Raw genomic sequence first — 22,327 nt, 5'->3', positions numbered from 1 at the left:
CTGACGCGCGCCCGCCCCGGCCGGCCGCGCGTCAGCCCTCGCGCCCCGGCACGGGCGCATCGGCTGCCGCGTCGCCCGTCGCACCGGCGCCGAGCTCGGTCGCCGGATACGCATGCTTCTGCAGCTCGGCGAGCGACTCGGCCGTCGGCTTGCCGACCCTCTCCTGCAGCGTCGCCAGTGCGGCCGCGATCGCGTCGCGCGCCGCGGCAGACGTCGCCCGCCGGTCACCGCCCGGCGCGATCGGTTCGCACACGTACAGATGCGCGACGAGCGGGCCGCCGCGCAACACCATGTCGAGCGACGTGCCGAGCGACAGATCGCCCGTGTAGGCCGGCGCGACCGACTGCCGCCCGTGCGCGTCCTCGTACATCAGGCAGATCGGCTGCACCGCGCAGCCGGCCGATACCGCAGCCTGGAACAGGTTCGCATGGAACGGCAGCAGATCCTGGCCATCGGACGTCGTCCCTTCCGGAAACACGCACATCAGCCCGCCGGTACGCAGACGCTCGGCCATCTCGTGCATGATCCGCATCGCCTCGGTACGCTTCTCGCGCTGCAGGAACACGGTGTCGAGCTTCTCGGCGAGCCAGCCGACGACCGGCCACTGCCGCACCTCGGCCTTCGACACGAACGGCGTCGGCCGCCACGCGTTGACCGCATAGATGTCGAGCCACGACACGTGGTTGCCCACGACGAGCGCGCTCGCGTCGAGCCGCGCGCCGTCGTTGTGGACGACGAGGCGCATCCCGCAGATCCGCAGCAGCTTGAGCGACCAGCGGCGTATCAGCTCGGCGCGGCGCGCGGGCGTGACGTGCGAAAAACGCAGCGCGACGATCACCATGCCGCGCAACAGGTGAAAGGCGAGACGCAGCTTGCGAAAGGCGATCATGGCGAAGGTTCCGCGTGGTTCAGTGGCGCTCGAACGCGACCCGTCCGGCCACGAGCGTGGTACGCACGGCGGCCGGCAGTTCGTAGCCGAGGAACGGCGAATTGTGGCCCTGGCTCTTCAGCGCACGCGGCTCGACGCGCCAGTGCGCACGCGGATCGAACACGCACAGGTCGGCCGCGCCGCCTTCGGCGAGGCGCCCGGCCGGCAGTTGCAGCACGTCCGCCGGCGCGGACGTGATGCGGCGCAGCGCCTGCGCGAGCGGCGTGCGCGTCTCGTCCGCCCACTTCAGCGTCAGCGACAGCAGCAATTCGAGCCCCGTCGCGCCCGGCGTCGCTTCACCGAACGGCAGCAGCTTCTCGTCGTCGTCGACCGGCGTGTGATCCGAGCAGATCGCGTCGATCGTGCCGTCGGCGAGCGCCGCGCGAATCGCTTCGCGATCGCGCTCGCTGCGCAGCGGCGGATCGAGCCGGAACTGCGAGTCGAAGTAGCCGATGTCGACGTCGATCAGGTGGACGTGGTTCACGCCGACGTCGCAGGTCACGGGCAGCCCCTCGGCCTTCGCTTCACGCACGAGCGCGAGCCCGGCCGCCGACGACAGTCGCGCGAGGTGCACGCGCGCGCCCGTCACGCGCATCAGTTCGAAAATCGTGTGGAGTGCGATCGTCTCGGCCGCGACCGGCACGCCGGACAGCCCGAGCCGCGACGCGAGCGCGCCGCTCGCAGCCACGCCGCCGCGGCCGATGAACGCGTCGAGCGGACGCAGCCACGTCGTGTAGCCGTAGGTGCTCGCGTACTGCAGCGCGCGCAGCAGCACCTGCGTGTCGCGCACCGGCACGTTGGCATGCGTGAAACCGACGCAGCCGGATTCGGTCAGCGCGACCATCTCGGTGATCACCTCGCCCTTGAGGCCGACCGTCAGCGCGCCAAGGGGATGCACGTTGGCCTGGTGCAGGTTACGCGCGCGGAACTTGAGCATTTCGACGAGGCCTGGCTCGTCGAGCACGGGATCGGTGTCCGGCGGGCACACGAGGGTCGTGACGCCGCCCGCGACGGCCGCGGCCATCTCGGACGCGAGCGTCGCCTTGTGTTCGTAGCCCGGCTCGCGCAGCCGCGCGCACAGGTCGACGAGGCCGGGCGCGACGATCAGGCCCGACGCGTCGATCGTCTGGTCCGCGTTGAAACCGGCGGGCGCGCTGCCCAGCGCGGCGATCTTGCCGTCCGCGACGAATACGTCGGCCTGCCCTTCGGTGCCGGCGACCGGGTCGATCAGCGTGCCGCCTTTGATATGAATCTTCATGCGCTGTCTGTGAATGCGTTGATTGCGTTGAATGCCTGAACGAGGAGGCGCGAAAGCCAGCTCAGTCGCTGTTGCCGGCGACGATGCCCATCACCGCCATCCGCACGGCGATGCCGAACGTGACCTGGTTGAGGATCACCGATTGCGGACCGTCGGCGACCTGCGAATCGATCTCGACGCCGCGGTTCATCGGCCCCGGATGCATCACGATCGCGTCGGGCGCGGCGAGCGCAAGGCGCTCGGGCGTCAGGCCCCACGTCTTGAAGTACTCCTGCGCGGACGGCAGCAGCGCGCCGCTCATCCGTTCGTTCTGCAGACGCAGCATGATGATCACGTCGACGCCCTTCAGCCCCTCGTCGAGGTTGTGGAACACCTTCACGCCCATCTGCTCGAGACCGCCCGGCAGCAGCGTGCGCGGGCCGATCGCACGCACTTCCGGCACGCCGAGCGTGGTGAGCGCGTGGATGTCGGAGCGCGCGACGCGCGAATGCAGGATGTCGCCGACGATCGCCACGCGCAGCTTCGTGAAGTCGCGCTTGTAGTGACGGATCGTGTACATGTCGAGCAGGCCCTGCGTCGGGTGCGCATGACGGCCGTCGCCGGCGTTGATCACGTGCACGTGCGGCGCGCAGTGCTCGGCGATCAGGTACGGCGCGCCGCTCGACGCGTGGCGCACGACGAACAGGTCGGCATGCATCGCCGACAGGTTGTTGATCGTGTCGAGCAGCGATTCGCCCTTGCTCGTCGACGACGCGTTGATGTTCAGGTTCAGCACGTCGGCCGACAGGCGCGTCGCGGCAATCTCGAAGGTCGTGCGGGTGCGCGTCGAGTTCTCGAAGAACAGGTTGAACACGGACTTGCCGCGCAGCAGCGGCACCTTCTTCACTTCACGGTCCGTCACGCTGACGAACTGCTCGGCGGTATCGAGGATGTGATTGACGATCGAGCGCGGCAGGCCCTCGATCGACAGCAGGTGCTTCAGCTCGCCGTTTTTCGTGAGCTGCGGGTTGCCCTTCAGGAAACCGTAGCGAAACCGGTCGGGGCTCGCGGCCGCCGCGGGATTGCCGGTGCGGCCAGTGGTGTCGGTGGTCATGGTGTGCGTGATTCCAACTATGCAAACGGGCCGCGGTGCAAACCAGCGGCCCGGGATACGGTTCGCGTGCCGTTCAGGCGCCGTGCGACTCGCTGTGGGCCTCGATACGCAGCGTGAATCGCGCATCATCGCGCGCGAGCACGAGCGTCGCGTCGGCCGGCACGTCGAGCGTGCCGCCCGCGAAGCGCGCGGCGACCGGCAGCTCGCGGCCGCCGCGATCGGCGAGCACCGCGAGCTCGACCGCGGCCGGACGGCCGTAGTCGAACAGCTCGTTGAGCGCCGCGCGCACGGTGCGCCCGGTGTACAGCACGTCGTCGACGAGCACGATGCGCGCGCCGTCGATCTCGAACGGCAGCGACGTCGGGCTGGCCTGGCTGTGTAGCCCTTTCTTCGCGTAATCGTCGCGGTGCAGCGCGACGTTGACGACGCCGAACGCCGGTGCGCCGAGATCGCGCGCGAGGCGCTCGGCGAGCCACGCACCGCCGCTGTAAATGCCGGCGAGCCGCGGGCCGCCCGGTTCGGCGAACGCCGTGCCGTACGCGGCGCGGATCTGGTCGAGCAGGACGCGGTAAAGCGCCTCGGCGTCAATGGTGCTCATGGTCGGACAATTGATCGAGATACTGTTGAAGAATGACGCGCGCGGCTTCGGCATCGAGCATGTCGGTGCGAGCGCGGCCGCGCACGTTGCGCTCGCGCAGCCCGGCTTCCGCCTCGACCGACGAATAGCGCTCGTCGACCCACGTGACGGGCAGCCCGAAGCGGCCGTTCAGCTGGTTGCCGAAACGCTTCGCCTGCTGCGTCATGTCGTGCGGCGTGCCGTCCGGATGCATCGGCAGGCCCACGACGAGCGCATCCGGCCGCCATTCGGCCAGCAGGTCGCCGACCGCCTTGAAGCGGTGCTCGCGGTTCAGGTTCTGGATCACGACGAGCGCACGGGCCGAGCGCGTCAGCGCGTTGCCGATCGCGACGCCGATCCGTTTTTCGCCGTAGTCGAACGCCAGGAGCGTCGCATCGCGCGCGCTCGCGCCACTCATGCGTGCCCTGCCTCGCCGGACAGCATCGACGAACTGACGCCGAGCAGGCCGAGCGCGGCTTCGAAGCGCTCTTCGGCCGGCGTGTCGAACACGATGCGCGGATCGGCGGCGACGGTCAGCCAGCCGTTGCGGGCAATTTCTTCCTCGAGTTGCCCGGCGCCCCAGCCTGCATGGCCGAGCGTGAGCAGGAAGCGCTTCGGGCCGGTGCCCGTCGCGACCGCCTCGAGCACGTCCTTCGACGTCGTCATCTCGAGCCCGCCGTCGACGGACATCGACGAGTTGTAGCTCGCGCCCTCGACCGGCTCGTGCAGCACGAAGCCGCGCTCGGTCTGGACCGGACCGCCGAAGTACACCGGAATGTGCAGCAGCGGCTCGATGTCGAGCTTCAGGTCGATGCGGTTGAACAGCGATTCGAGATCGATGTCGGTCGGACGATTGATGACGAGGCCGAGCGCACCGCGCTCGCTGTGATCGCAAAGATAGACCACCGTCCCCGAGAACGTCGGATCGGCCATGTTCGGCATGGCGATCAGGAACTGGTTGGTGAGATTGATGCGATCGGAAGGCTTTGACATGGTTTGAATTTTAGCAAAGACGCCGCGACCTGACCGGGCCGCGATCAACAAGCAACGCCGCGCCACGCTGGCAACGGCGCGCGCGGATCACACGGCACTCTAACACGCGCGCGGGCGCTGTCGGCAGCGTGTTGCAGGCCCGCGCGGCAAGGGGTGCCGTCGCGTGTCCGTCCCCTTGTTCGTCAGGTCCGGCCGAGCGCCGCGCCGAGCGCTTCGGACGCCGCAGTAAGATCCGGCGGCGCGACGCCGGCCGCGATCTTCAGAAGCGCCGCGCGCAGCATGTCGGACGCGTGGCGGTGCGCATCGAGGCCGCCGTCGGCGAGCGGCACGCCGTGCGCCGCGCGGCGCCATGCCAGACCGAGCGTGTCGGCCAGCAGCGCCGCGTGACCGAGCCCGAGCGCGCACGCGGCCGTGCCGACCCGGTAGGCGGCGGCGGACGCATGCCACGCGGCGCCCGGGTCGGCCGCGGCCGGGTTGGCCGCAAGGTCGGCCATCGATGCATCGGCGGTCTGCAGGAAATCCTCATAGGCATGCGCGTTGACGGTCACGACGCCGAGCGCGCGGGTCGGCGCGGCAGTGACCGCCTCGTGCTCGGCCCGCGCGGCATCGGCCTCCCACAAGGCTTCGGAGGCGGGCGTGCCGGCCACGTGCCAGTCGACCGTCAACCCGTAGTCGTGCAGCACGTCGACGAGCGCGACGTCCTCGGCCGCGGCGCCGAACAGCGCGAAATCGCGCCACAGCAGCGCCACCGTCTCGCGCACCAGTTCGGGCGGCGCGCTGCGACGGCCCTGCGCGTGCTCGCCGAGCAGCAGGTTGGTCCGCGCGAGAAAGCGCTTCAGCTCGGGCGCGCCGCTTGCGCGCAGCGCGCGCACGCACGCGACCGCGAGCCGCCAGAAATCGTACGGCCCGTCGTCGGTGAGCGCGGCCAGCATCGCGTCGAGTTCGTCGAGCGTCGCGCCCGGGGCGCCGTGTTCGGCACGCAGCACGCCGAGCAGCGCCTGCTCGTAGCGGGCACGAATCCGGATCGCGAACGCATCGGGCAGCGCGCGCAGCGTGGCAGGCGGCACCGCGCGGCCGACCAGCGCGAGCGCATCGAGCGGCGCGCTCGTGCGCAGGTCCGCGGCGCTTTGCGCGCACAACGCACGGAAATGCCCGAAGAGAATGGGCGAGCACGCAAGCTCGCGCAGGTTGTGGCGCCCGACGGCCGCACGAAAATCGCGCAGCGCGGCACGCCAGCCGGCCGAAGCCGGCTCGGTGGCGAGGAGCGGCACGGCGGCCGACAGTTGCCCGGCGAAACGCGCGGCCGACAGCCAGCCGGCTTCCGCGAGCACCGCCGCGGCCGCGGAAAGCGGCGCCGCTGCATCGTCGCGCCGCTCGAATGCGTCGGCGGCCGCCGCCAGCCATGCGTCGGCCGCACGCACGGCCCCGCCACGCGGGTTGGGCAATGCGTCAGGGTGGGGAACGTTCGCCGGATCGGACGTCATGGACACGCGCGCCTGTCATCGTCAAGTCGCTCGCGCGAACCGCGGCGCGCGAACGCCGGGCCGGTGCGAGGCCTGAGCGGAGTGTCCGTGGGCGACGGGCCCGGTCAGATCTGGACCATCTCGAAGTCTTCCTTGCGGGCGCCGCATTCGGGACACGTCCAGTTGATCGGGACGTCTTCCCAGCGCGTGCCCGGGGCAATGCCCTCTTCCGGCAGCCCGGCTTCTTCGTCGTAAATCCAGCCACAAATCAGGCACATCCAGCTCTTGTATTCCATCTTAAGCCGCGTCGGGGAAAAGTCGGTAAATTCGGGAGCCATGATGGTACCGTGTCGGGGCCGGACTGCCTAGCAATCGCGCTGGAGGACGGCGCCTACGTTGCGCTGCGCTAAAAAATCCGTCGTACCGGCCGGATTCCACCGCATAATGGTTGAAAAGTGCGGCCTGCCGGGCAACACAGGGCCGAACCCGCCCATTCGCCTCGCCGTCCGCATGTCCGTCGCTCGTCCGTTTTTCTCTTGCCCCATTTTTACATGTCCAGCAACGCCCCTCCGATCGTCCTCACCTTCGGCCTGTCCGATCCCACCGGCGGCTCCGGCCTCCAAGCCGATCTGATGACCCTGGCGAGCATGGGCTGTCACGGCGTGTCCGTCCTGACCGGCTATACCGTGCGCGACTCGGCCGCCTGTGATGAAGTCACCGGCCTCGATCCCGACGTCGTCGCCGCGCAGGCGCGCATGCTGCTCGAAGACATGCCGGTTGCCGCGTTCAAGATCGGCGCGGCGACGCGCGCGGAAGTCGTCAGCGCGATCGCCGAAGTCGTCGCCGACTACGACGGCGTGCCGCTCGTGCTCGCGCCGGACTTCACGCTCGACGACGAACACGTCCTCGCCGCCGACGACCTGCGCGAATCGATCGCCGACCTGCTGGCGCCGCAAACCACGTTGCTGGTCGCCGACCACGCGACGCTGATCGCGCTCGCGCAGCCGGACGGCGATGCCGAGGCGCCGAATCTCGACGCGGCCGTGTCGCACCTGCTGTCGCAGGGCTGCGAATACATCCTGTCGTCGGAAACCGGTTCGCACCGGCTCGTCAATACGCTGTACGGCGAGGAAGGCCAGCTTCGCGAAGACATGTGGGATCGCTCGCCGCACCGGCTGATGGGCATCACCGATACGCTGGGCGCGGCCATCGCGGCGCTGCTCGCGAACGGCCAGGAGCCGCCCGAAGCCGTGCGCGAGGCGCAGGAATACCTGTATCAGGCCGTGCGCGACGCGTTCCGGCCCGGCATGGGCGCGTACCTGCCCGACCGGTTCTTCTGGGCGCGCAGCAACGACGAGTCCGACACGCCGCCGGCCGTGAAGGCCGACCCGGTGCCGAGGACGTCGCACAGGCATTGAGCTGCGCGCGGCGGGCAGGTCCCGCCGCCGCGAACGGCATGCCGAATTTCACGTGCAAATAAAAAAGACCCGCATCGCTGCGGGTCTTTTCTTTTGGCTGGAACGCACATCGCTGCGCGCTCCGGACACCATCGACCGAAGTCGATTACATGTCCATGCCCATGCCGCCCATGCCGCCCGGCATGCCGCCCGGCATCGGTGCGTCTTCCTTCGGCAGTTCTGCGACAGCTGCGTCCGTCGTCAGCAGCAGGCCTGCAACCGAAGCTGCGTTCTGCAGTGCGGTGCGCGTGACCTTGGTCGGGTCGACGACGCCGGCTTCAACCATGTCGACGTACTCGCCCGTTGCTGCGTTGTAGCCGTAGTTGCCCTTGCCTGCAGCAACTGCCGCCACCACGACGCTGGCTTCTTCGCCGCCGTTCGTGACGATCTGGCGCAGCGGCTCTTCCATTGCGCGCAGCACGATCTTGATGCCGGCGTTCTGGTCGGCGTTCGCGCCGGTCAGGCCTGCGATCGCGGTACGAGCGCGGATCAGCGCGACGCCGCCGCCTGCCACGATGCCTTCTTCCACAGCTGCGCGGGTTGCGTGCAGTGCGTCTTCGACACGTGCCTTCTTTTCCTTCATTTCGACTTCGGTCGCAGCACCGACCTTGATCACTGCAACGCCGCCTGCCAGCTTGGCCACGCGCTCTTGCAGCTTTTCACGGTCGTAGTCCGACGTCGCTTCCTCGATTTGCGCGCGCACTTGCTTCACGCGTGCTTCGATGTTCACGGCTTCGCCTGCACCGTCGATGATCGTCGTGTTTTCCTTGCCCACTTCGATGCGCTTCGCCTGGCCCAGTTCTGCCAGCGTTGCCTTCTCGAGCGTCAGGCCGGTTTCTTCCGCGACGACTTGACCGCCGGTCAGGATCGCGATGTCTTCCAGCATCGCCTTGCGACGATCGCCGAAGCCCGGCGCCTTGACCGCGACGGTCTTCAGGATGCCGCGGATGTTGTTGACGACCAGCGTCGCGAGTGCTTCGCCTTCGACGTCTTCTGCGATGATCAGCAGCGGACGGCCAGCCTTCGCGACTTGCTCGAGCACCGGCAGCAGATCACGGATGTTCGACACCTTCTTGTCGTGCAGCAGCACGAACGGGTTGTCGAGGACGGCGACTTGCTTGTCCGGGTTGTTGATGAAGTACGGCGACAGGTAGCCGCGGTCGAACTGCATGCCTTCGACGACGTCGAGCTCGTCGGCCAGCGACTTGCCGTCTTCGACGGTGATCACGCCTTCCTTGCCGACCTTGTCCATCGCTTCAGCGATGCGATCGCCGATCGACGAATCGCTGTTCGCCGAGATCGAGCCGACCTGTGCGATTTCCTTGTTGGTCGTGCACGGCTTGCTGATCTTCTTCAGCTCTTCGACAGCCGCTGCGACTGCCTTGTCGATGCCGCGCTTCAGGTCCATCGGGTTCATGCCCGATGCGACGTACTTCATGCCTTCGCGAACGATCGATTGCGCGAGGACGGTTGCCGTCGTCGTGCCGTCGCCTGCGTTGTCGCTGGTCTTGGAAGCGACTTCCTTGACCATTTGCGCGCCCATGTTCTGAAGCTTGTCCTTCAGCTCGATTTCCTTCGCGACCGACACACCGTCCTTGGTGACCGTCGGGCCGCCGAAGCTGCGCTCGAGCACGACGTTGCGGCCCTTCGGACCCAACGTGACCTTGACTGCGTTGGCGAGAATGTTCACGCCTTCGACCATCTTCGAACGGGCGGAATCGCCGAATACGACGTCTTTAGCTGCCATCTTCTAACTCCTTGAATTCTTGGGAATATGTACCGTCGGAGGACGCTTACTTGGCGTTGACCACGGCCATGATGTCTTCTTCGCGCATGACCAGCAGTTCCTGGCCGTCGACCTTCACGGTCTGACCTGCGTACTTGCCGAACAGGACACGATCGCCGACCTTCACGTCGAGCGCGATCGGGGCGCCCTTGTCGTCGCGCTTGCCCGGGCCGATCGCCAGGACTTCGCCCTGATCCGGCTTTTCAGCAGCGGCGTCGGGGATCACGATGCCCGAGGCGGTCTTGGTTTCCTGATCCAGGCGCTTGACGATCACGCGATCGTGCAAAGGACGAAGGTTCATATTCACTCCTCTCTTGACTGAGATTGAAGAACGCTTAGGGAATCTGCCCGGCTTATCGCCCGGCAGAGAATTGTTAGCACTCTCGTGCAGCGAGTGCTAATTATATGGACGGGTTTTGACAAATTCAAGAAGGGGAACCAGAGGAATTTTCGAGGCGGCGACGCGGCGGGAAAAACCACGAAAACAGCAAAAAACCCTTTTAAAACAATATATTGCCGAGCACAACCACCCCCGCAGACGGGCCCGCGCGGCCCGCGCCGCTCATCCAGCCCCGTTTGGACACCGGGTAAGCCCGGAGTTCCTGAGACCGATGACATCGCATCGAAAAAACCGTGCGGACGCCGATTTCGTCTGCCGCGACGTGCTCGTTCGCCGGCGTCGCCGGGCCGCTTTCACGCGTCGGCGCAGTCCGCGTCCGGCAGCGGCCGGAAGGTCCGGCCCTCCGTCTCGACGGTCGTGGCCAGCCGCCGCGCGAGCCCCTTCGCGCCCTCGCGCATCACGACGTCGTGATTCCATCGGAACAGCGGCCGTGCCAGCGGCTCCAGCCAGTTCATCCAGCCATGCGTGCGGATGTGCCAGTCGTAGCGCACGACGGTGCGCGCGCCGGCGGCGGCGAACGACCAGCGTCCGTCGCCCTCGATCGCGCCGCTCGCATGGCCTTCGAGCACATGCGGCCGCTCGACGCGCCGCACGCGCATGTCGAAGGTCAGCCGGTAGGGCAGCGCGCCCTTCCATGTATACCGGTGCAAGGCGCCGACGCCGCGCGCGTCGCCCGGCTCGAGCTCGACGGTGCGCACCGCGCCCTTCCACCAGTCGGGCCAGCGGTCGACCTGATAGATCGCATCCCAGACCGCCGCGAGCGGCGCATCTACCCGCCAGGTCGTCGAAAACCGGTATTCCGCCATGCAGCCTCCGGCATGCGCGTTCTGGAACGCGGATCGGCGCGCCGTCAGGGCGCGAAGAAACGCTCGGGAAACGCGACGTCGATCTCCACGTCATCGAGCGTCACGGTTTCGAGCGGCGTGTCGTCATCGTTCGCGTAGCTGATGACCTTCAGCGGAAAACCGTCCGCGGCGTCGAGCCACAGCCGGTAGCGATGCACGCCGTCGACCGCGTGCGCGGGCGCGCCCGTGACCAGCACGCGCAGCGCGGTCCGGCCGCCGACGGCCTCCTCGCCTTCGGTCACCGTCGCGCCGCCCTGCTGCAGCGCATGCACGTTGCGCAGCAGTTCGCCGACGTCCGAGCGGTCGACCCGGTGGCCGGTGCGGTCGCGCACGAGCGGATTGGACGGCGACAGCGTCAGCGCGGGCGGCGCATGCGTACCGAACGGGCGCAGCCGCACCTTGCCGTCGCCGGGATCGTACGCGAGCACCGCGCCGCGATGCGGCGACACGAAATCCATCCGGACGAAGCCCGGCTTCAGGTACGCGTAGCGGATTTCGGTGCGCTCGCCGTCGCGCGCCGACGAACGAATCGTCGCGCGGTACGAGCGGACGTGGTCGAAATGCGACTGCGCGACGGTCACGGGATCGGCTGTCATGCTCGCTCCTATCAGGCTCGCGGCCAGCAACGCGGCGATCACGGCGCCGCCTCGACATCGAGTACGCCTTCCATCCCGCGCTCGCGATGGCTGCGGAAAAACAGCAGCCGGTGCGTGCAATAGTAGGCGAACCGGCCCGGCTGCTGCGGCGTGAAACGAAACGTTCTCGGCGTGGTGCCGAGCTCGGTATGCACCGCGATGCCCGCCTGCGGCGGCGCGTCGATCTCGAAGCTGTGCGGCACCACGCCGGGCTCGGCCGATACGGTCAGCTCGACCGGCACATGCGCGCGGACGATCACGTGGTTCGGCCGGAAGAAATAGCTGCCGCCGACGATCGTCACGCGCTGCACGCCATCGGCATCGACCGGCACGCGCACGAGTGCATCGCCCTGCGCTTGCGCAAGCATCGTGCCCACGACGAACGCCGCCAGCACGAGTCCCTTCATCATCGCCGTCTTCATCGCCTGCTCCCTGCGGGCACCGCACGTCATCCCTTCCACGCGTCGGTCGGCCCGCCCAGCGCGCCGCATGCGTCGATCGCGAGTTCGCGCAGACGCCGTTCGTCGCCACGGCCGGACAGCGCATAACCCATGCCGCGATCCGACCAGAAATACGTGTATCGACCGTCGGCCGACATCGCCCGCGGCGCGAGGCGATGCGCATCGTATGCGGTCATGTACAGCGTCACGCGCGCGCCGTCCGCGCGCTGGTACATGAGCTGCGCGGCCGGCCCCGCGTCGCCGGGCAGCAATCGACCGCCCAGCAGCGCGTAACCGTATTCGCCGAACGACGGCGCGCGTACCGGCCGGCCGATGCGCGCCGACAGCCACGCGGCGAGACGCTTGGGATCGGCCGCACCGACTTCCACCGGATGCTCGCGGTCGGCGGCGTACACGGCGTACGCGACATCCGCGCGCGCGGCGAACGCCGGTTCGCGACCGAACGCCAGCCAGCCCGCATGCAGCACGACACCGATCAGCAGCCCGGCCGCCAGCCCCGCGAACGCGTGGGCGACGGCGCGCCAGCGCGGCGCGCGGCGCTGCACGAACAACGCGGGCGCGGCGGCCGGCAGCGGGAACAGCGCCTTCAGCGCATCGCGCTGCGCACGGTAGTGCGCGAATCGTTCAGCTTCCTGCGGATCGGACTGCAGGCGCTCAAGCACCTCGCGCCGCTCGTGCCCGGACAGTTCGCCGTCCAGCAATGCGGACAGCAGTTGCGCCGACGCATCGTCGTCCTGCTGGTTCGAAGGCTTGCGCGGATCGTCCATCATGGCTTCCCGATCACCCGTAACGTGGCCGTGCCGTGCGACAACGGCGCGTCCGACAGCAACGCGCGCATCTGCGCGCGCGCCCGCGCGAGCCGCGACATCACCGTGCCGACCGGCACGCCGAGCACTTGCGCGGCATCGCGATAGCTCAACTCCTCGAGCGCGACCAGCAGCAGCACCTCGCGCTGCTCGACCGGCAGCCGGTACAGCGCGCGCTGCACGTCGCGCAACTCCAGGCCGCCGACCTCGCCGACCGGCGCGGCCATCGTCTGCCACGGCGCCGTCGCGTCGTCGACCGCGATCTCGTGCCGCGCGCGCAACTGATCGATGAAGCGGTGCAGCAACAGCGTCAGCAACCACGCGCGCAGGTTGCCGCCGTCGCGCGGCGGCCGGTTCAGCGCACGCTCGAGCGTGTCCTGCACGAGATCGTCGGCCCACGCGCGCTCGCCCGTCAGCGCACGCGCATAGCGCGTGAGATGCGGAAGCCACACCAGCAGGTCCGACTCATAGCTCATCGGGATGCCTCGCGCGTCGCCGCGCGGTCATGGCCGTGCGACGTGCCACATGCCGCCGATTCCGTCGCCGCCCGCGTCGCCGGCCTTGTGGTCCATCTTCCAGCGATACAGCGGGCGGCCGCGGTATGCCCACTGCTTTTTGCCGTCGTCGCGGGCGACGAGGCTCAGCGCGCCCGACGCCTTGTCGTACGCGTCGGCGAGCGCGGGCGGCCAGTTGGCCGCGCACGTGCCGTCGCACATGCTCTTGCCCGGCGCATCGCGATCGAACACGTACAGCGTCATGTGCGCTTCGTCGACGAGTTTCCCGTCGCCGACCTGTGGCGGTTCCGCGGCCGCCGGCCGCACGATCGCCGCCGTCAGCGCGGCGGCGAAGAGCATCCGTTTCATTCCCGTTCTCCTTGACGTCGTGTCGCGACACGGTGCCGCCGGACGGGACGATCGGTTGCGTCGCGATTATTATCCCGCCGGCCGGCGGTGCCGGAACTCGGTATGTAAACGGACAGGGACGGCCGGTTATTCCATGCCACGCCGCGACGCGCGGCGGCGATCATTCATGCGACGAAAGCGAGCGGAAGCCTGAAATGACAACGCGGCATGACATCGCTGTCATGCCGCGTTGCGCGACCCCTATTGCAGGGGCCGCATCGCGCGAGGGTCTCGCACGACGGCCGATGCGGCGCCGTCGTGCGGGTTCGGCCGGTTACCTCGGCAATGCGCCGGTCAGCGACTGGAGCAGTGTCGTCACCGGTGCGAGCGGGTTGTTCGCCGAGCCGTTGCCCGAATGCGGCGTCACCGACAGGCCCGGCGCGGAACCGAGCACCGTGCCCACCGACGTGCCGGCCGCATTGACGACCCTCGCCGTCGAGTTGGCTCCCGTCGTCAGCAGCGAACCGACCGCGCCGGCCGTACCGCCGGCCGCATTCGCGCCCGCGCCGAGCAGGCTGCCGCCCGCCGCTGCCGTCGAACCGGCCGCCCCCGACAGCGCGCCGGCCGCTTGGCCGAGCGCCGCCGGACCGGACGCGAGTGCGCCCGTCACCGAACCGAGCGCACCGGTCAGTGCGCCGGCCGGGTTGCCGCCGCCCGTCAGGCCGCTCACGAGGTTCGTGATCGGGGCGATCGGGTTATTGCCGGCCGCACCGGACAGCGTGCCGACCACCTGGTTGACGACGCCTTGCACCGGCGCCAGCGGATTGGAGCCGCCGAGGTTGCCGAGGGCACCCGTCACCGAGTTCAGCGCGCCCGTCAGTGCACCGGCCGGATTGCCGCTGCCGAGCGTACCGACGACCTGGTTCACGACGCCCTGCACCGGCGCCAGCGGGCTCGTGCCGCCCAGTGCGCCCAGTGCACCGGCCACCGAGCCGACCGCGTTGCCGAGGGCGCCCGTGGCCGTCCCGACCACGTTGCTCAGCGTGCCGGCCGGGTTGCCGCCGCCGAGCGTGCCGACGACCTGGTTCACGACGCCTTGCACCGGCGCTAGCGGGTTCGTGCCGCCGAGGTTGCCGAGCGCGCCCGTCACCGAACCGAGTGCGCCGGTCAGCGCGCCGGCCGGATTACCGCCCGGCAGTGCGTTCTGCAAACCGTTGACGAGGTTCGTGATCGGCGTGATCGGGCTGCCGCCGCCTGCACCCGACAGCGTGCCGACGACCTGGTTCACGACGCCCTGCACCGGCGCCAGCGGGTTCGCGCCGCTGAGCGCGCCCGTCACCGAGTTCAGTGCGTTCGTCAGCGCACCCGCAGGATCGCCGTTGCCGAGCGTGCCGGCGAGTTGCGTGACGACGCCTTGCACCGGCGCGAGCGGGCTGCCTGCACCGCCGACGTTGCCCAGCGTGCCGGTGATCGTGTTGACCGCGTTGCTCAGTGCGCCGGTCGGGTTGCCGCTGCCGAGCGTGCCCGTGACCTGGTTCACGATGTTCTGGATCGGGGTGATCGGGTTCGCGCCGCCGCCGAGGTTGCCCAGGGCGCCGGTTACGGTGCCGAGGGCGCCGGTTACGGTGCCGAGGGCGCCGGTCAGTGCGCCAGCGGGGTTGCCACCGCCGATGCCGCCCAATGCGCCCGTCACAGTACCGAGTGCTCCAGTCAAGGCGCCAGCCGGGTTGTTGCCGCCAACGCCGCCCAGTGCGCCTGTCACCGTGCCGAGGGCGCCGGTCAATGCGCCAGCGGGGTTGCCACCGCCGATGCCGCCCAATGCGCCCGTCACCGTGCCGAGCGCGCCAGTCAAGGCGCCAGCCGGGTTGTTGCCGCCAACGCCGCCCAGTGCGCCGGTCACCGTACCGAGGGCGCCGGTCAATGCGCCGGCCGGGTTACCGCCGCCAACACCGCCCAATGCGCCCGTCACCGTGCCGAGGGCGCCGGTCAGTGCGCCGGTCGGATTACCGCCGCCAACACCGCCCAGTGCGCCCGTAACGCCATTCACTACGCCTTGCACCGGCGCGAGCGGGTTCGAGCCGCTGCCGAGGTTGCCCAGCGCCCCCGTGACCGTACCAACGACGCCGGTCAGCGCGCCGGCCGGATCGCCACCGCCGATCGTCCCCGTGAGCCCGTTCACGACACCCTGAACCGCTGCGAGCGGATTCGAACCTCCGCCGAGATTGCCCAGTGCGCCCGTTGCCGTGCCGAGCGCGTTGCTCAGCGTCCCCGTCGCCGTATTCAGCGCACCGGTCAATGCGCCGGCCGGGTTGCCGCCACTCAGCGCACCCGTTACCTGATTCACCACACCCTGAACCGGTGCCAACGGGTTCGCGCCGCCACCGATGCCGCCCAGTGCGCCGGTTGCCGTACCGAGCGCATTGTTCAGCGTACCGGTTGCCGTGTTCAGCGCGCCGGACAGTGCACCGGCCGGGTTGCCACCACCGAGCGCACCCGTTACCTGATTCACCACACCTTGCACCGGCGCCAGCGGATTCGCACCACCGCCAATCCCGCCCAGTGCGCCCGTTGCCGTGCCGAGCGCATTGCTCAGCGTCCCCGTCGCCGTGTTCAGCGCCCCCGTCAACGCACCAGCCGGGTTGCCCCCACCGAGCGCACCCGTCACCTGGTTCACCACACCCTGCACCGCCCCGAGCGGCTGCACCGTGCCGCCACCACCGCCGAGTGCGCCGGTCACCGCCCCCACGGTGCCCGACAGCACTTGCCCCGGCTCGCCGAGCGATGTCTGGATCGCGCCCGCCCCGCCCGCCGTCACGGTGACCGAGCCCAGCGGCGACGTGCCCGTCGCGGCCAGCCCGACCGACACGCTGTTCGTCGGCGGATTGACGATCACCTGCGGGATCGGGAGCGAGTCGAGCGCCCCCGCCATCGCGGAACCCGAAGCCAGCACCCCGAACACCGTCGCGACCGACAGCGCCACACCCGTCAATTTAAAATTCTGTCCCATCGTTATTTTCCCCATCTCGGTTGGCACTACGTTGACAAAGCATGGGGACGGATTGCACGAAGCGTGCCAATTCCAAAAACGGGATTGATTCGTCTGCCTAATGACTAGCAATAACGTTTTTTAATCGATTTCGGGCGAAATTCCTGAATTGCGGAGCCCGCATCGTCTGATGAAAAAGGCCGCCGGAACGCGGATGTAACGTAACGTTTGCGAGCCCCGTAGTAACGTGTTCCGGTACATTCCGCGTAACGTCGAAACACGCGGGCACGATGAGACCCCATACCGCCATAGCGGACTGCCCATTACGCATTTCAGCAATATGAAAATGCATTGATAAATCGCGAATTTGCTGATTTTCTTTTATCGCGCGATTTTCTTTCTTATTGATTACGCAGATCATTTCCAATTGCGCGGATTTCGATAAGCCGGACAGCAGAATGAAAAACTGTGAAGCAAGCGCATTGCCGCCGGCGCGTGCCGGCGGCTGAAACCGCATCTGCGCGCCGCACGGTCAGCCGAAGCGGGCAGGCCGGTACGGATGGGGATCGATATAGGTCGGCGCGCCCGTCATCATTTCGGCGAGCAGGCGGCCGGTCGCGGGCCCGAGCGTGAGCCCGTGATGGCAATGGCCGAACGCGAACCATAGATGACGGTGGCGCGGCGCGGGCCCGATCACCGGACGCATGTCGGGCGTGCACGGCCGCATCCCGAGCCAAGGCTCCGGATCGAGCCGCTCGCCGATGCCGAACGCGTCGCGCGCCAGCGGTTCGGCGCGCGCGAGCTGCACGCCGGTCGGCGGCGCGTCGCGCGGCGCGATCTCGACGCCCGTCGTGAGCCGCAGGCGGCCGCCCTCCATCGGCGCGACGACGAAGCCTGCCTCGGTATCGCACACGGGCACGTTCAGCGGCGTGCGCGTCGGCCGGTAATGCATGTGATACCCGCGCTTCGCGCGCAGCGGAATCCGGTAGCCGAGCGGCGCGAACACCTGATCGGACCACGGCCCGAGCGCGACCACGGCCGAGCGCGCCGAGATCGGCCCGTGTTCGGTCCGGACCTGCCAGCCGTCGTCGACCTGCACGAGCGTCGTCGCGTCGCCGCGCACGAACGTGCCGCCGTCGCACTCGAACAGCCGCGCATACGCCTTGGTCAGCCCGCCCGGGCTCGACACGGTCTTCGGGTCCTGCCAGTGAAACGCGCCGCAGAAGGCGTCGCCGATACCGGGCTCGCGCGCACGCAGCGCATGCGCGTCGAGCACGGTCATCCGCAGCCCGTGCGCGGCGGCCACCCGCTGCTGCGCGCGCGCTTCCGCGTCGAACAGCGCGGGCGAACGGAACGCCTCGATCCAGCCTCCGTCGTGCACGAGCGGCTGCGCGTCGGTGCGCGCGAGCAGCGCATCGTGCTCGACGACGCTCGCCGTGACGAGCGGCAGCAGGTCGCGCGCGGCGGCCGCGAGCCGCCGCGGCGACGATTCGCGCCAGAAGCGCGCGAGCCAGCCCGCGTACGCGGGCAGCGCGCGGTAGTCCCAATAGAGATCGACCGAGCGGTTGCGCGCATAGCGCAGCAACGTGCCGAGCCGGCGCGGAAACGCATACGGCACGACCGACGAGCGCTCGATCAACCCGGCATTGCCGTGGCTGGTTTCCTCGCCGGGCGCGCGCCGGTCGACGAGCGCGACGCGCAGTCCGCGATCCTGCAGATGCAGCGCCGACGACACGCCGACGATGCCGGCCCCCAGAACGATCACGTCAAAATCCATGGTTCCCCGCACTGCGTCGAGATGGGATGCGCCGTGCGCCGGCCCCGCGGCCGGCACGCGGCGGCGCTTACTTCGCGATGATGTCGCGCTTGAAGTACTTCTGCGACAGCGCGCTCAGCGTCCCGTCCTTCTTCAGCGCGTCGAGCGCGCCAACGATCTTCGCCTGCAGCGCCTTGTCGTTCTTGCGCAGCCCGAAGCCGGTGCCTTCGCCGAGCGTCGCCGGATCCTTCAGCGGCTCGCCGACGATCTGGTAGTCGCGGCCGGCCGGCTTGTCGAGGAATCCGTCCTGCGCGGTCTGCGCTTCCTGCACGGCCGCGTCGAGACGCCCCGCGACGAGATCGGCGTAGATCTGGTCCTGATCCTGGTACGACACCACGGCCACACCCGCATTGGCCCAGTGCGCCTTCAGGAAATCCTCCTGCGACGAACCCTGCAGCACGCCGACGTGCTTGCCGCGCAGGCTCGCGACGTCGGGCTTCAGCGGCGAGCCGCGCTTCGCGACCATCACGATCGGCACCACGTAGATCGGCGGCGTGAAGTCGATGCTCTGCTTGCGCTTCGCGGTGATGTTCATCGCCGAGTTGATCGCGTCGAACTTGCGCGCCTGCAGCGCCGGGATCAGCCCGTCGAACGCATTCTCGACCCACACGCACTTCATGTTCAGCTTCGCGCACACCGCGTTGCCGACGTCGACGTCGAAACCCTGCAGCTGACCGGACGGCGTCTTGCTCTCGAACGGCGGATAGGCGGCTTCGATCCCGAAGCGCAACGTGGTCGGTTCCGCATGGGCCGTGACGGCCGCGCACGCGAGCGCCGCGGCGGCGCAGAGGGAAAGTTTCCAGTTCATGGTGGTCCTTCTGTTCTGGAGTGTGGCGATGAAGATCGGGTCGTACGGCGCGCCGGGTCGGCATTCGAGGCAGGTGGCCGCCGCATGGCGACGTGTCGGGTCGCGCACGCAGAAATATAGACTTAAAGTCTACTATAGACCATAGGGGATACGAGAACGTCACGCCGCCGCACCTCGCCAAAATTTCGTCACCCAGTCAGAACACCATTGATTTCATGGTGTTTTTCATACGCCACGTAAAGAATCAAAGTCTCGAAAAGAAAAATCCCACCGGTTTTGTTTGTCTATATTAGACTTTTAGTCCACAACCTACCGCACCGGACGCCGTCTTTCGAGACTTTCCGTCCAGCCCGAACCGGAGATGCCCCCATGACGCAAACCGTCCCCACCCTGCCGCTGACCGTGGACGAAGCCGCGGTGCGCGCGGCACTGCCATCGCTCGACGTGCTCGGCACGCTGCGCCGCATGTTCGCGTCGCTCGCCGCGGCGCGCGCGGTGCAGCCGCCGCAGACGCTCACGCTGTTTCCCGACCAGGCCGGCGACTTCATCACGTATCTCGGCGCACTCGCCGACGAGCAGGTGTTCGGCGCGAAGCTGTCGCCGTATGTCGTGACGGGCGGCAAACCTGTCGTCACCGCATGGACCGCATTGATGTCGATGCAGACCGGCCAGCCGCTGATGTGGTGCGACGCCGGGCTACTGACCGTCGAGCGCACGGCCGGCACGACGGCGCTCGCGGTCGACTGCCTCGCGCCGCGCGACGCGCGCCATCTCGCGATCGTCGGCGCGGGCGCGGTCGGCCTTGCACACCTGAAGCACACGGCGGCACTGCGCGACTGGGACTCGATCCGCGTGTACTCGCCCGCGCTGGCCGGCGATGCGGCGCTGCAGGCGAGCCTCGCCGCGCTCGACCCGCGCGCCCGCGCGGCGGCGAGCGTCGAGGCCTGCGTGCGCGACGCGGACGTGGTGATGCTGTGCACGTCGTCGGGCACGCCCGTACTCGGCGACGGGATGCTCACGCGCCCCGCGCTCGTCACGTCGATCAGCACGAACGTCGCACGTGCTCACGAAATCCCGCCCGCGTGGCTGCCGGACATGGACGTCTACTGCGACTACCGGCACACGACGCCCGCAAGCGCCGGCGAGATGCAGATCGCGGCGGCCGAGCATGGCTGGGATGCCGGCCGGATCGTCGGCGACCTGCCAGCGCTCGTCGCCGGCAGTTGCGCCGCGCCATCGCGCACGCGTCACGCGCTGTTCCGCTCGATCGGCCTCGGGCTCGAGGACATCGCGATCGCGCACGCGCTGTACATGCATCTGACGCACGCATGAGCGGCACGCGCACGCGGGGCCGATACAATGGCGCAACCGCCGCGGCGGCCGCGCGCGGGCGCACGGGCATGCCGCCCCACGGTGCGCCGGCGCGCCGGCCCGACACGCTGCCCGGCTCCCGCCCACCCGAGATCGCGACACCGATGCGCAAGAAGAAATCTCCCGTCAAAGACCTGCTGCTCACCCGCTATGCGCCGATCGCCGACGGTATCGCCGCACTGTTCTTTCCGTACGCGGAAGTCGTGATCCACGACCTGCACGACCAGACCGTGCTGTATCTCGCGAACAATCTGTCGAAGCGCGAGGTCGGCGACGATTCCGCGCTCGAGGAAATCGATCATTCGGCGCGCGAGCGCGTGATCGGCCCGTACGAGAAGCTGAACTGGGACGGCCGGCGGATGCGCTGCGTCAGCAACGTGCTGTTCGACGACGAAGGCCGGCCGGCCGGGATGATGTGCATCAACTTCAACATCGCGGTGTTCGACGAGGTGCGCGCGACGCTCGACCTGTTCATCAAGGGCGCGGGCGTCGTCGCGCAACCCGACGAACTGTTCCGCGACGACTGGCAGGAGCGCATCAACACGTTCCTGCACGGCTGGCTGCGCGAGCGGCAGGTCGGGCTGAACGGGCTCACGCGCGAGCACCGGCGCGAACTCGTCGAGGCGCTGTACGCGGAAGGCGCGTTCCGCGGCAAGAGCGCGGCGAACTACGTCGCGAACGTGCTCGGGATGGGGCGCGCGACGGTCTACAAGCACCTCAAGCACCTGAAGGAAACGCAGGGCGACGCCTGAGCGCGATGCGGCGGGCGTGATGACGGCACGCTCCGGACACCGGTACCGGACTGCCGATGCCGCGTCGAGCCTTCACGATGCGCGGGCGTGCCCCGGATTCCGCCCGGGCCTGCGGACGACGGAGCTTGGAAGCATAAAGTGATATAGTCGCAGTTACATTTTTTTGCCGTCCCGTACCGCCCATGACGACCGCTCCCGCCCCGACCGCCCGCCCGACCCTGACCGTCGAAATCTGGTCCGACCTGATCTGCCCGTGGTGCTGGATCGGCAAGCGCCGCTTCGACGAGGCGCTGGCCGCGTTCGCGCACGCCGACCGCGTCGACGTCGCGCTGCGCGCGTACCGGCTGATGCCCGGCCAGCCCGTCGAGCCGGTCGAGGCGATGCTGGCGGGCAAATACCGGATGTCGCCCGCGCAGGTCGACCAGATGCTGCGCCAGGTGACCGATGCAGCGGCGAGCGTCGGCCTGCGCTACGACCTGCCCGGCACGCTGGTCGGCGACACGCTCGACGGCCACCGGCTCGTGAAGCTCGCGGAAGCCACGGGCCGCGCGCACGCGCTGACCGAGCGACTCTATCGCGCGTACTTCTGCGAACACGGCTCGCTGTTCGATCATGTCGCGCTGACCGAATTCGCGGTCGAAGCCGGGCTCGAGCGCGCGGCCGTCGAAGCGGTGCTGCGCAGCGATGCGTACCGCGACGAAGTCGAAGCCGACATCGCGCGCGCCGCGCAAATCGGCGGGCGCGGCGTGCCGCTGTTCGTGTTCGGGGGCCGCTACGCGGTGTCGGGCGCGCAGCCGGCCGACGCGTTCGCGCAGGCGCTCGACCAGGCATGGCGCGACGGCATCGTCGCACTCGACGGCAGCGATGCGGCCGCCTGCGGCCCGGACGGCTGCGAACTGCCGGCGCGCTCGTAACGCGCATCGGGGCCGCGCGCCACTACGCGACGCTCCTGCCACAAACCGGCAGGAAGCCCGCGCCGGCGACCTCTACAATGCATCCTTCAAATAACGA

24 protein-coding genes are annotated in these 22,327 nt (G+C 68.8%); 4 read left to right on the top strand and 20 right to left on the bottom strand.

All coding sequences use genetic code 11. From position 1 onward, the window contains the following. Positions 1-31: 31 nt before the first annotated feature. The 8 genes from SY91_RS06530 to SY91_RS06495 form a co-directional block, all read right to left on the bottom strand. Positions 32-889 (bottom strand): lysophospholipid acyltransferase family protein, encoded by an 858-nt coding sequence (locus tag SY91_RS06530; RefSeq protein ID WP_011544739.1) that lies wholly within the window; start codon positions 887-889, stop codon positions 32-34. A gap of 19 nt (positions 890-908) precedes the next feature. Further along, entirely contained in the window at positions 909-2,186 is a 1,278-nt protein-coding gene (locus SY91_RS06525; protein ID WP_023475282.1) for a dihydroorotase, read from the bottom strand. 61 nt (positions 2,187-2,247) lie between these two features. After that, a complete protein-coding gene (locus SY91_RS06520; RefSeq protein WP_006476735.1) occupies positions 2,248-3,279 on the bottom strand; it encodes an aspartate carbamoyltransferase catalytic subunit in 1,032 nt (343 codons plus the stop codon). Positions 3,280-3,352: 73 nt separating this feature from the next. Then, positions 3,353-3,877 carry a bifunctional pyr operon transcriptional regulator/uracil phosphoribosyltransferase PyrR gene (gene pyrR / locus SY91_RS06515; RefSeq protein ID WP_023475283.1) on the bottom strand — a complete coding sequence of 175 codons (525 nt, stop codon included), beginning with the start codon at positions 3,875-3,877 and terminating at the stop codon, positions 3,353-3,355. Next, positions 3,864-4,313 carry a Holliday junction resolvase RuvX gene (gene ruvX / locus SY91_RS06510; RefSeq protein ID WP_006476737.1) on the bottom strand — a complete coding sequence of 150 codons (450 nt, stop codon included), beginning with the start codon at positions 4,311-4,313 and terminating at the stop codon, positions 3,864-3,866. The genes pyrR and ruvX overlap by 14 nt, the downstream gene beginning before the upstream one ends. Continuing rightward, positions 4,310-4,888 (bottom strand): YqgE/AlgH family protein, encoded by a 579-nt coding sequence (locus SY91_RS06505; RefSeq protein ID WP_011544736.1) that lies wholly within the window; start codon positions 4,886-4,888, stop codon positions 4,310-4,312. The genes ruvX and SY91_RS06505 overlap by 4 nt, the downstream gene beginning before the upstream one ends. Before the next feature lie 182 nt (positions 4,889-5,070). After that, on the bottom strand, positions 5,071-6,372 hold the full coding sequence (locus SY91_RS06500) for a hypothetical protein (RefSeq protein WP_023475284.1): 1,302 nt from the start codon (positions 6,370-6,372) through the stop codon (positions 5,071-5,073). 104 nt (positions 6,373-6,476) lie between these two features. Next, positions 6,477-6,647: a rubredoxin gene (locus SY91_RS06495; RefSeq protein WP_004186709.1), complete on the bottom strand. Its 171-nt coding sequence runs from the start codon at positions 6,645-6,647 to the stop codon at positions 6,477-6,479. Between the two features lie 255 nt (positions 6,648-6,902). On the opposite strand from SY91_RS06495, the gene SY91_RS06490 reads away from it, so the two are divergent. Next, entirely contained in the window at positions 6,903-7,769 is an 867-nt protein-coding gene (locus SY91_RS06490) for a hydroxymethylpyrimidine/phosphomethylpyrimidine kinase (RefSeq protein WP_011544733.1), read from the top strand. 145 nt (positions 7,770-7,914) lie between these two features. Here the strand turns inward: SY91_RS06490 and groL are convergent, their stop codons facing one another. From groL to SY91_RS06430, 12 genes are all read right to left on the bottom strand, one after another. Beyond that, positions 7,915-9,555, bottom strand: coding sequence for a chaperonin GroEL (gene groL / locus SY91_RS06485; protein ID WP_006476740.1), 1,641 nt, complete (start codon positions 9,553-9,555; stop codon positions 7,915-7,917). 46 nt (positions 9,556-9,601) lie between these two features. Further along, positions 9,602-9,895: a co-chaperone GroES gene (gene groES / locus SY91_RS06480; RefSeq protein WP_004186661.1), complete on the bottom strand. Its 294-nt coding sequence runs from the start codon at positions 9,893-9,895 to the stop codon at positions 9,602-9,604. A 392-nt stretch (positions 9,896-10,287) separates the two neighbouring features. Then, positions 10,288-10,800, bottom strand: a complete 513-nt coding sequence (locus SY91_RS06475; RefSeq protein ID WP_011544731.1) for an SRPBCC family protein — start codon at positions 10,798-10,800, stop codon at positions 10,288-10,290. 44 nt (positions 10,801-10,844) lie between these two features. Continuing rightward, on the bottom strand, positions 10,845-11,477 hold the full coding sequence (locus SY91_RS06470; RefSeq protein ID WP_023475286.1) for a LolA family protein: 633 nt from the start codon (positions 11,475-11,477) through the stop codon (positions 10,845-10,847). Further along, positions 11,474-11,896: a Heme/copper-type cytochrome/quinol oxidase subunit 2 gene (locus tag SY91_RS06465; RefSeq protein ID WP_023475287.1), complete on the bottom strand. Its 423-nt coding sequence runs from the start codon at positions 11,894-11,896 to the stop codon at positions 11,474-11,476. Before SY91_RS06465 ends, SY91_RS06470 begins: the two co-directional genes overlap by 4 nt. Positions 11,897-11,922: 26 nt before the next feature. Beyond that, complete coding sequence (locus tag SY91_RS06460; RefSeq protein ID WP_043886884.1) at positions 11,923-12,705, bottom strand: anti-sigma factor family protein; 783 nt, start codon at positions 12,703-12,705, stop codon at positions 11,923-11,925. After that, on the bottom strand, positions 12,702-13,217 hold the full coding sequence (locus tag SY91_RS06455) for a sigma-70 family RNA polymerase sigma factor (protein ID WP_023475289.1): 516 nt from the start codon (positions 13,215-13,217) through the stop codon (positions 12,702-12,704). The genes SY91_RS06460 and SY91_RS06455 overlap by 4 nt, the downstream gene beginning before the upstream one ends. A gap of 27 nt (positions 13,218-13,244) precedes the next feature. Then, positions 13,245-13,604: a hypothetical protein gene (locus SY91_RS06450; protein WP_023475290.1), complete on the bottom strand. Its 360-nt coding sequence runs from the start codon at positions 13,602-13,604 to the stop codon at positions 13,245-13,247. A gap of 313 nt (positions 13,605-13,917) precedes the next feature. Then, positions 13,918-16,590 (bottom strand): hypothetical protein, encoded by a 2,673-nt coding sequence (locus SY91_RS06445; protein ID WP_185921124.1) that lies wholly within the window; start codon positions 16,588-16,590, stop codon positions 13,918-13,920. 97 nt (positions 16,591-16,687) lie between these two features. Next, positions 16,688-17,086 (bottom strand): hypothetical protein, encoded by a 399-nt coding sequence (locus tag SY91_RS06440; protein ID WP_185921123.1) that lies wholly within the window; start codon positions 17,084-17,086, stop codon positions 16,688-16,690. Positions 17,087-17,101: 15 nt separating this feature from the next. Then, positions 17,102-18,346: an NAD(P)/FAD-dependent oxidoreductase gene (locus SY91_RS06435; RefSeq protein WP_124476183.1), complete on the bottom strand. Its 1,245-nt coding sequence runs from the start codon at positions 18,344-18,346 to the stop codon at positions 17,102-17,104. Positions 18,347-18,413: 67 nt separating this feature from the next. Further along, positions 18,414-19,193, bottom strand: a complete 780-nt coding sequence (locus SY91_RS06430; protein ID WP_077179305.1) for an ABC transporter substrate-binding protein — start codon at positions 19,191-19,193, stop codon at positions 18,414-18,416. Positions 19,194-19,562: 369 nt separating this feature from the next. Here SY91_RS06430 and SY91_RS06425 point away from each other — a divergent pair, with 369 nt between their 5' ends. The 3 genes from SY91_RS06425 (at position 19,563) to SY91_RS06415 (ending at position 22,230) form a co-directional block, all read left to right on the top strand. Beyond that, positions 19,563-20,525 (top strand): ornithine cyclodeaminase family protein, encoded by a 963-nt coding sequence (locus SY91_RS06425; protein WP_185921122.1) that lies wholly within the window; start codon positions 19,563-19,565, stop codon positions 20,523-20,525. After that, positions 20,522-21,316: a transcriptional regulator gene (locus tag SY91_RS06420; RefSeq protein ID WP_006476753.1), complete on the top strand. Its 795-nt coding sequence runs from the start codon at positions 20,522-20,524 to the stop codon at positions 21,314-21,316. Before SY91_RS06425 ends, SY91_RS06420 begins: the two co-directional genes overlap by 4 nt. A 182-nt stretch (positions 21,317-21,498) precedes the next feature. Beyond that, positions 21,499-22,230 carry a DsbA family oxidoreductase gene (locus tag SY91_RS06415; protein WP_124591707.1) on the top strand — a complete coding sequence of 244 codons (732 nt, stop codon included), beginning with the start codon at positions 21,499-21,501 and terminating at the stop codon, positions 22,228-22,230. Positions 22,231-22,327: the final 97 nt, after the last annotated feature.

The organism is Burkholderia cenocepacia (assembly GCF_014211915.1).
Taxonomy (GTDB): domain Bacteria; phylum Pseudomonadota; class Gammaproteobacteria; order Burkholderiales; family Burkholderiaceae; genus Burkholderia; species Burkholderia orbicola.
This window is presented reverse-complemented; position numbering and strand designations above follow the sequence as displayed.

Excerpts from the sequence above, each read along its gene's own strand:
- SY91_RS06525 (WP_023475282.1), bottom strand. The coding sequence starts at position 2,186 with ATGAAGATTCATATCAAAGGCGGCACGCTGATCGACCCGGTCGCCGGC.
- SY91_RS06435 (WP_124476183.1), bottom strand. The coding sequence starts at position 18,346 with ATGGATTTTGACGTGATCGTTCTGGGGGCCGGCATCGTCGGCGTGTCG.
- SY91_RS06450 (WP_023475290.1), bottom strand. The coding sequence starts at position 13,604 with ATGAAACGGATGCTCTTCGCCGCCGCGCTGACGGCGGCGATCGTGCGG.
- SY91_RS06465 (WP_023475287.1), bottom strand. The coding sequence starts at position 11,896 with ATGAAGACGGCGATGATGAAGGGACTCGTGCTGGCGGCGTTCGTCGTG.
- SY91_RS06415 (WP_124591707.1), top strand. The coding sequence starts at position 21,499 with ATGACGACCGCTCCCGCCCCGACCGCCCGCCCGACCCTGACCGTCGAA.
- SY91_RS06520 (WP_006476735.1), bottom strand. The coding sequence starts at position 3,279 with ATGACCACCGACACCACTGGCCGCACCGGCAATCCCGCGGCGGCCGCG.
- SY91_RS06440 (WP_185921123.1), bottom strand. The coding sequence starts at position 17,086 with ATGCGGTTTCAGCCGCCGGCACGCGCCGGCGGCAATGCGCTTGCTTCA.
- SY91_RS06425 (WP_185921122.1), top strand. The coding sequence starts at position 19,563 with ATGACGCAAACCGTCCCCACCCTGCCGCTGACCGTGGACGAAGCCGCG.
- SY91_RS06460 (WP_043886884.1), bottom strand. The coding sequence starts at position 12,705 with ATGATGGACGATCCGCGCAAGCCTTCGAACCAGCAGGACGACGATGCG.
- SY91_RS06475 (WP_011544731.1), bottom strand. The coding sequence starts at position 10,800 with ATGGCGGAATACCGGTTTTCGACGACCTGGCGGGTAGATGCGCCGCTC.
- SY91_RS06505 (WP_011544736.1), bottom strand. The coding sequence starts at position 4,888 with ATGTCAAAGCCTTCCGATCGCATCAATCTCACCAACCAGTTCCTGATC.
- SY91_RS06490 (WP_011544733.1), top strand. The coding sequence starts at position 6,903 with ATGTCCAGCAACGCCCCTCCGATCGTCCTCACCTTCGGCCTGTCCGAT.
- SY91_RS06455 (WP_023475289.1), bottom strand. The coding sequence starts at position 13,217 with ATGAGCTATGAGTCGGACCTGCTGGTGTGGCTTCCGCATCTCACGCGC.
- SY91_RS06430 (WP_077179305.1), bottom strand. The coding sequence starts at position 19,193 with ATGAACTGGAAACTTTCCCTCTGCGCCGCCGCGGCGCTCGCGTGCGCG.
- SY91_RS06445 (WP_185921124.1), bottom strand. The coding sequence starts at position 16,590 with ATGGGACAGAATTTTAAATTGACGGGTGTGGCGCTGTCGGTCGCGACG.
- groL (WP_006476740.1), bottom strand. The coding sequence starts at position 9,555 with ATGGCAGCTAAAGACGTCGTATTCGGCGATTCCGCCCGTTCGAAGATG.
- groES (WP_004186661.1), bottom strand. The coding sequence starts at position 9,895 with ATGAACCTTCGTCCTTTGCACGATCGCGTGATCGTCAAGCGCCTGGAT.
- SY91_RS06500 (WP_023475284.1), bottom strand. The coding sequence starts at position 6,372 with ATGACGTCCGATCCGGCGAACGTTCCCCACCCTGACGCATTGCCCAAC.
- pyrR (WP_023475283.1), bottom strand. The coding sequence starts at position 3,877 with ATGAGCACCATTGACGCCGAGGCGCTTTACCGCGTCCTGCTCGACCAG.
- SY91_RS06495 (WP_004186709.1), bottom strand. The coding sequence starts at position 6,647 with ATGGAATACAAGAGCTGGATGTGCCTGATTTGTGGCTGGATTTACGAC.
- SY91_RS06530 (WP_011544739.1), bottom strand. The coding sequence starts at position 889 with ATGATCGCCTTTCGCAAGCTGCGTCTCGCCTTTCACCTGTTGCGCGGC.
- ruvX (WP_006476737.1), bottom strand. The coding sequence starts at position 4,313 with ATGAGTGGCGCGAGCGCGCGCGATGCGACGCTCCTGGCGTTCGACTAC.
- SY91_RS06420 (WP_006476753.1), top strand. The coding sequence starts at position 20,522 with ATGAGCGGCACGCGCACGCGGGGCCGATACAATGGCGCAACCGCCGCG.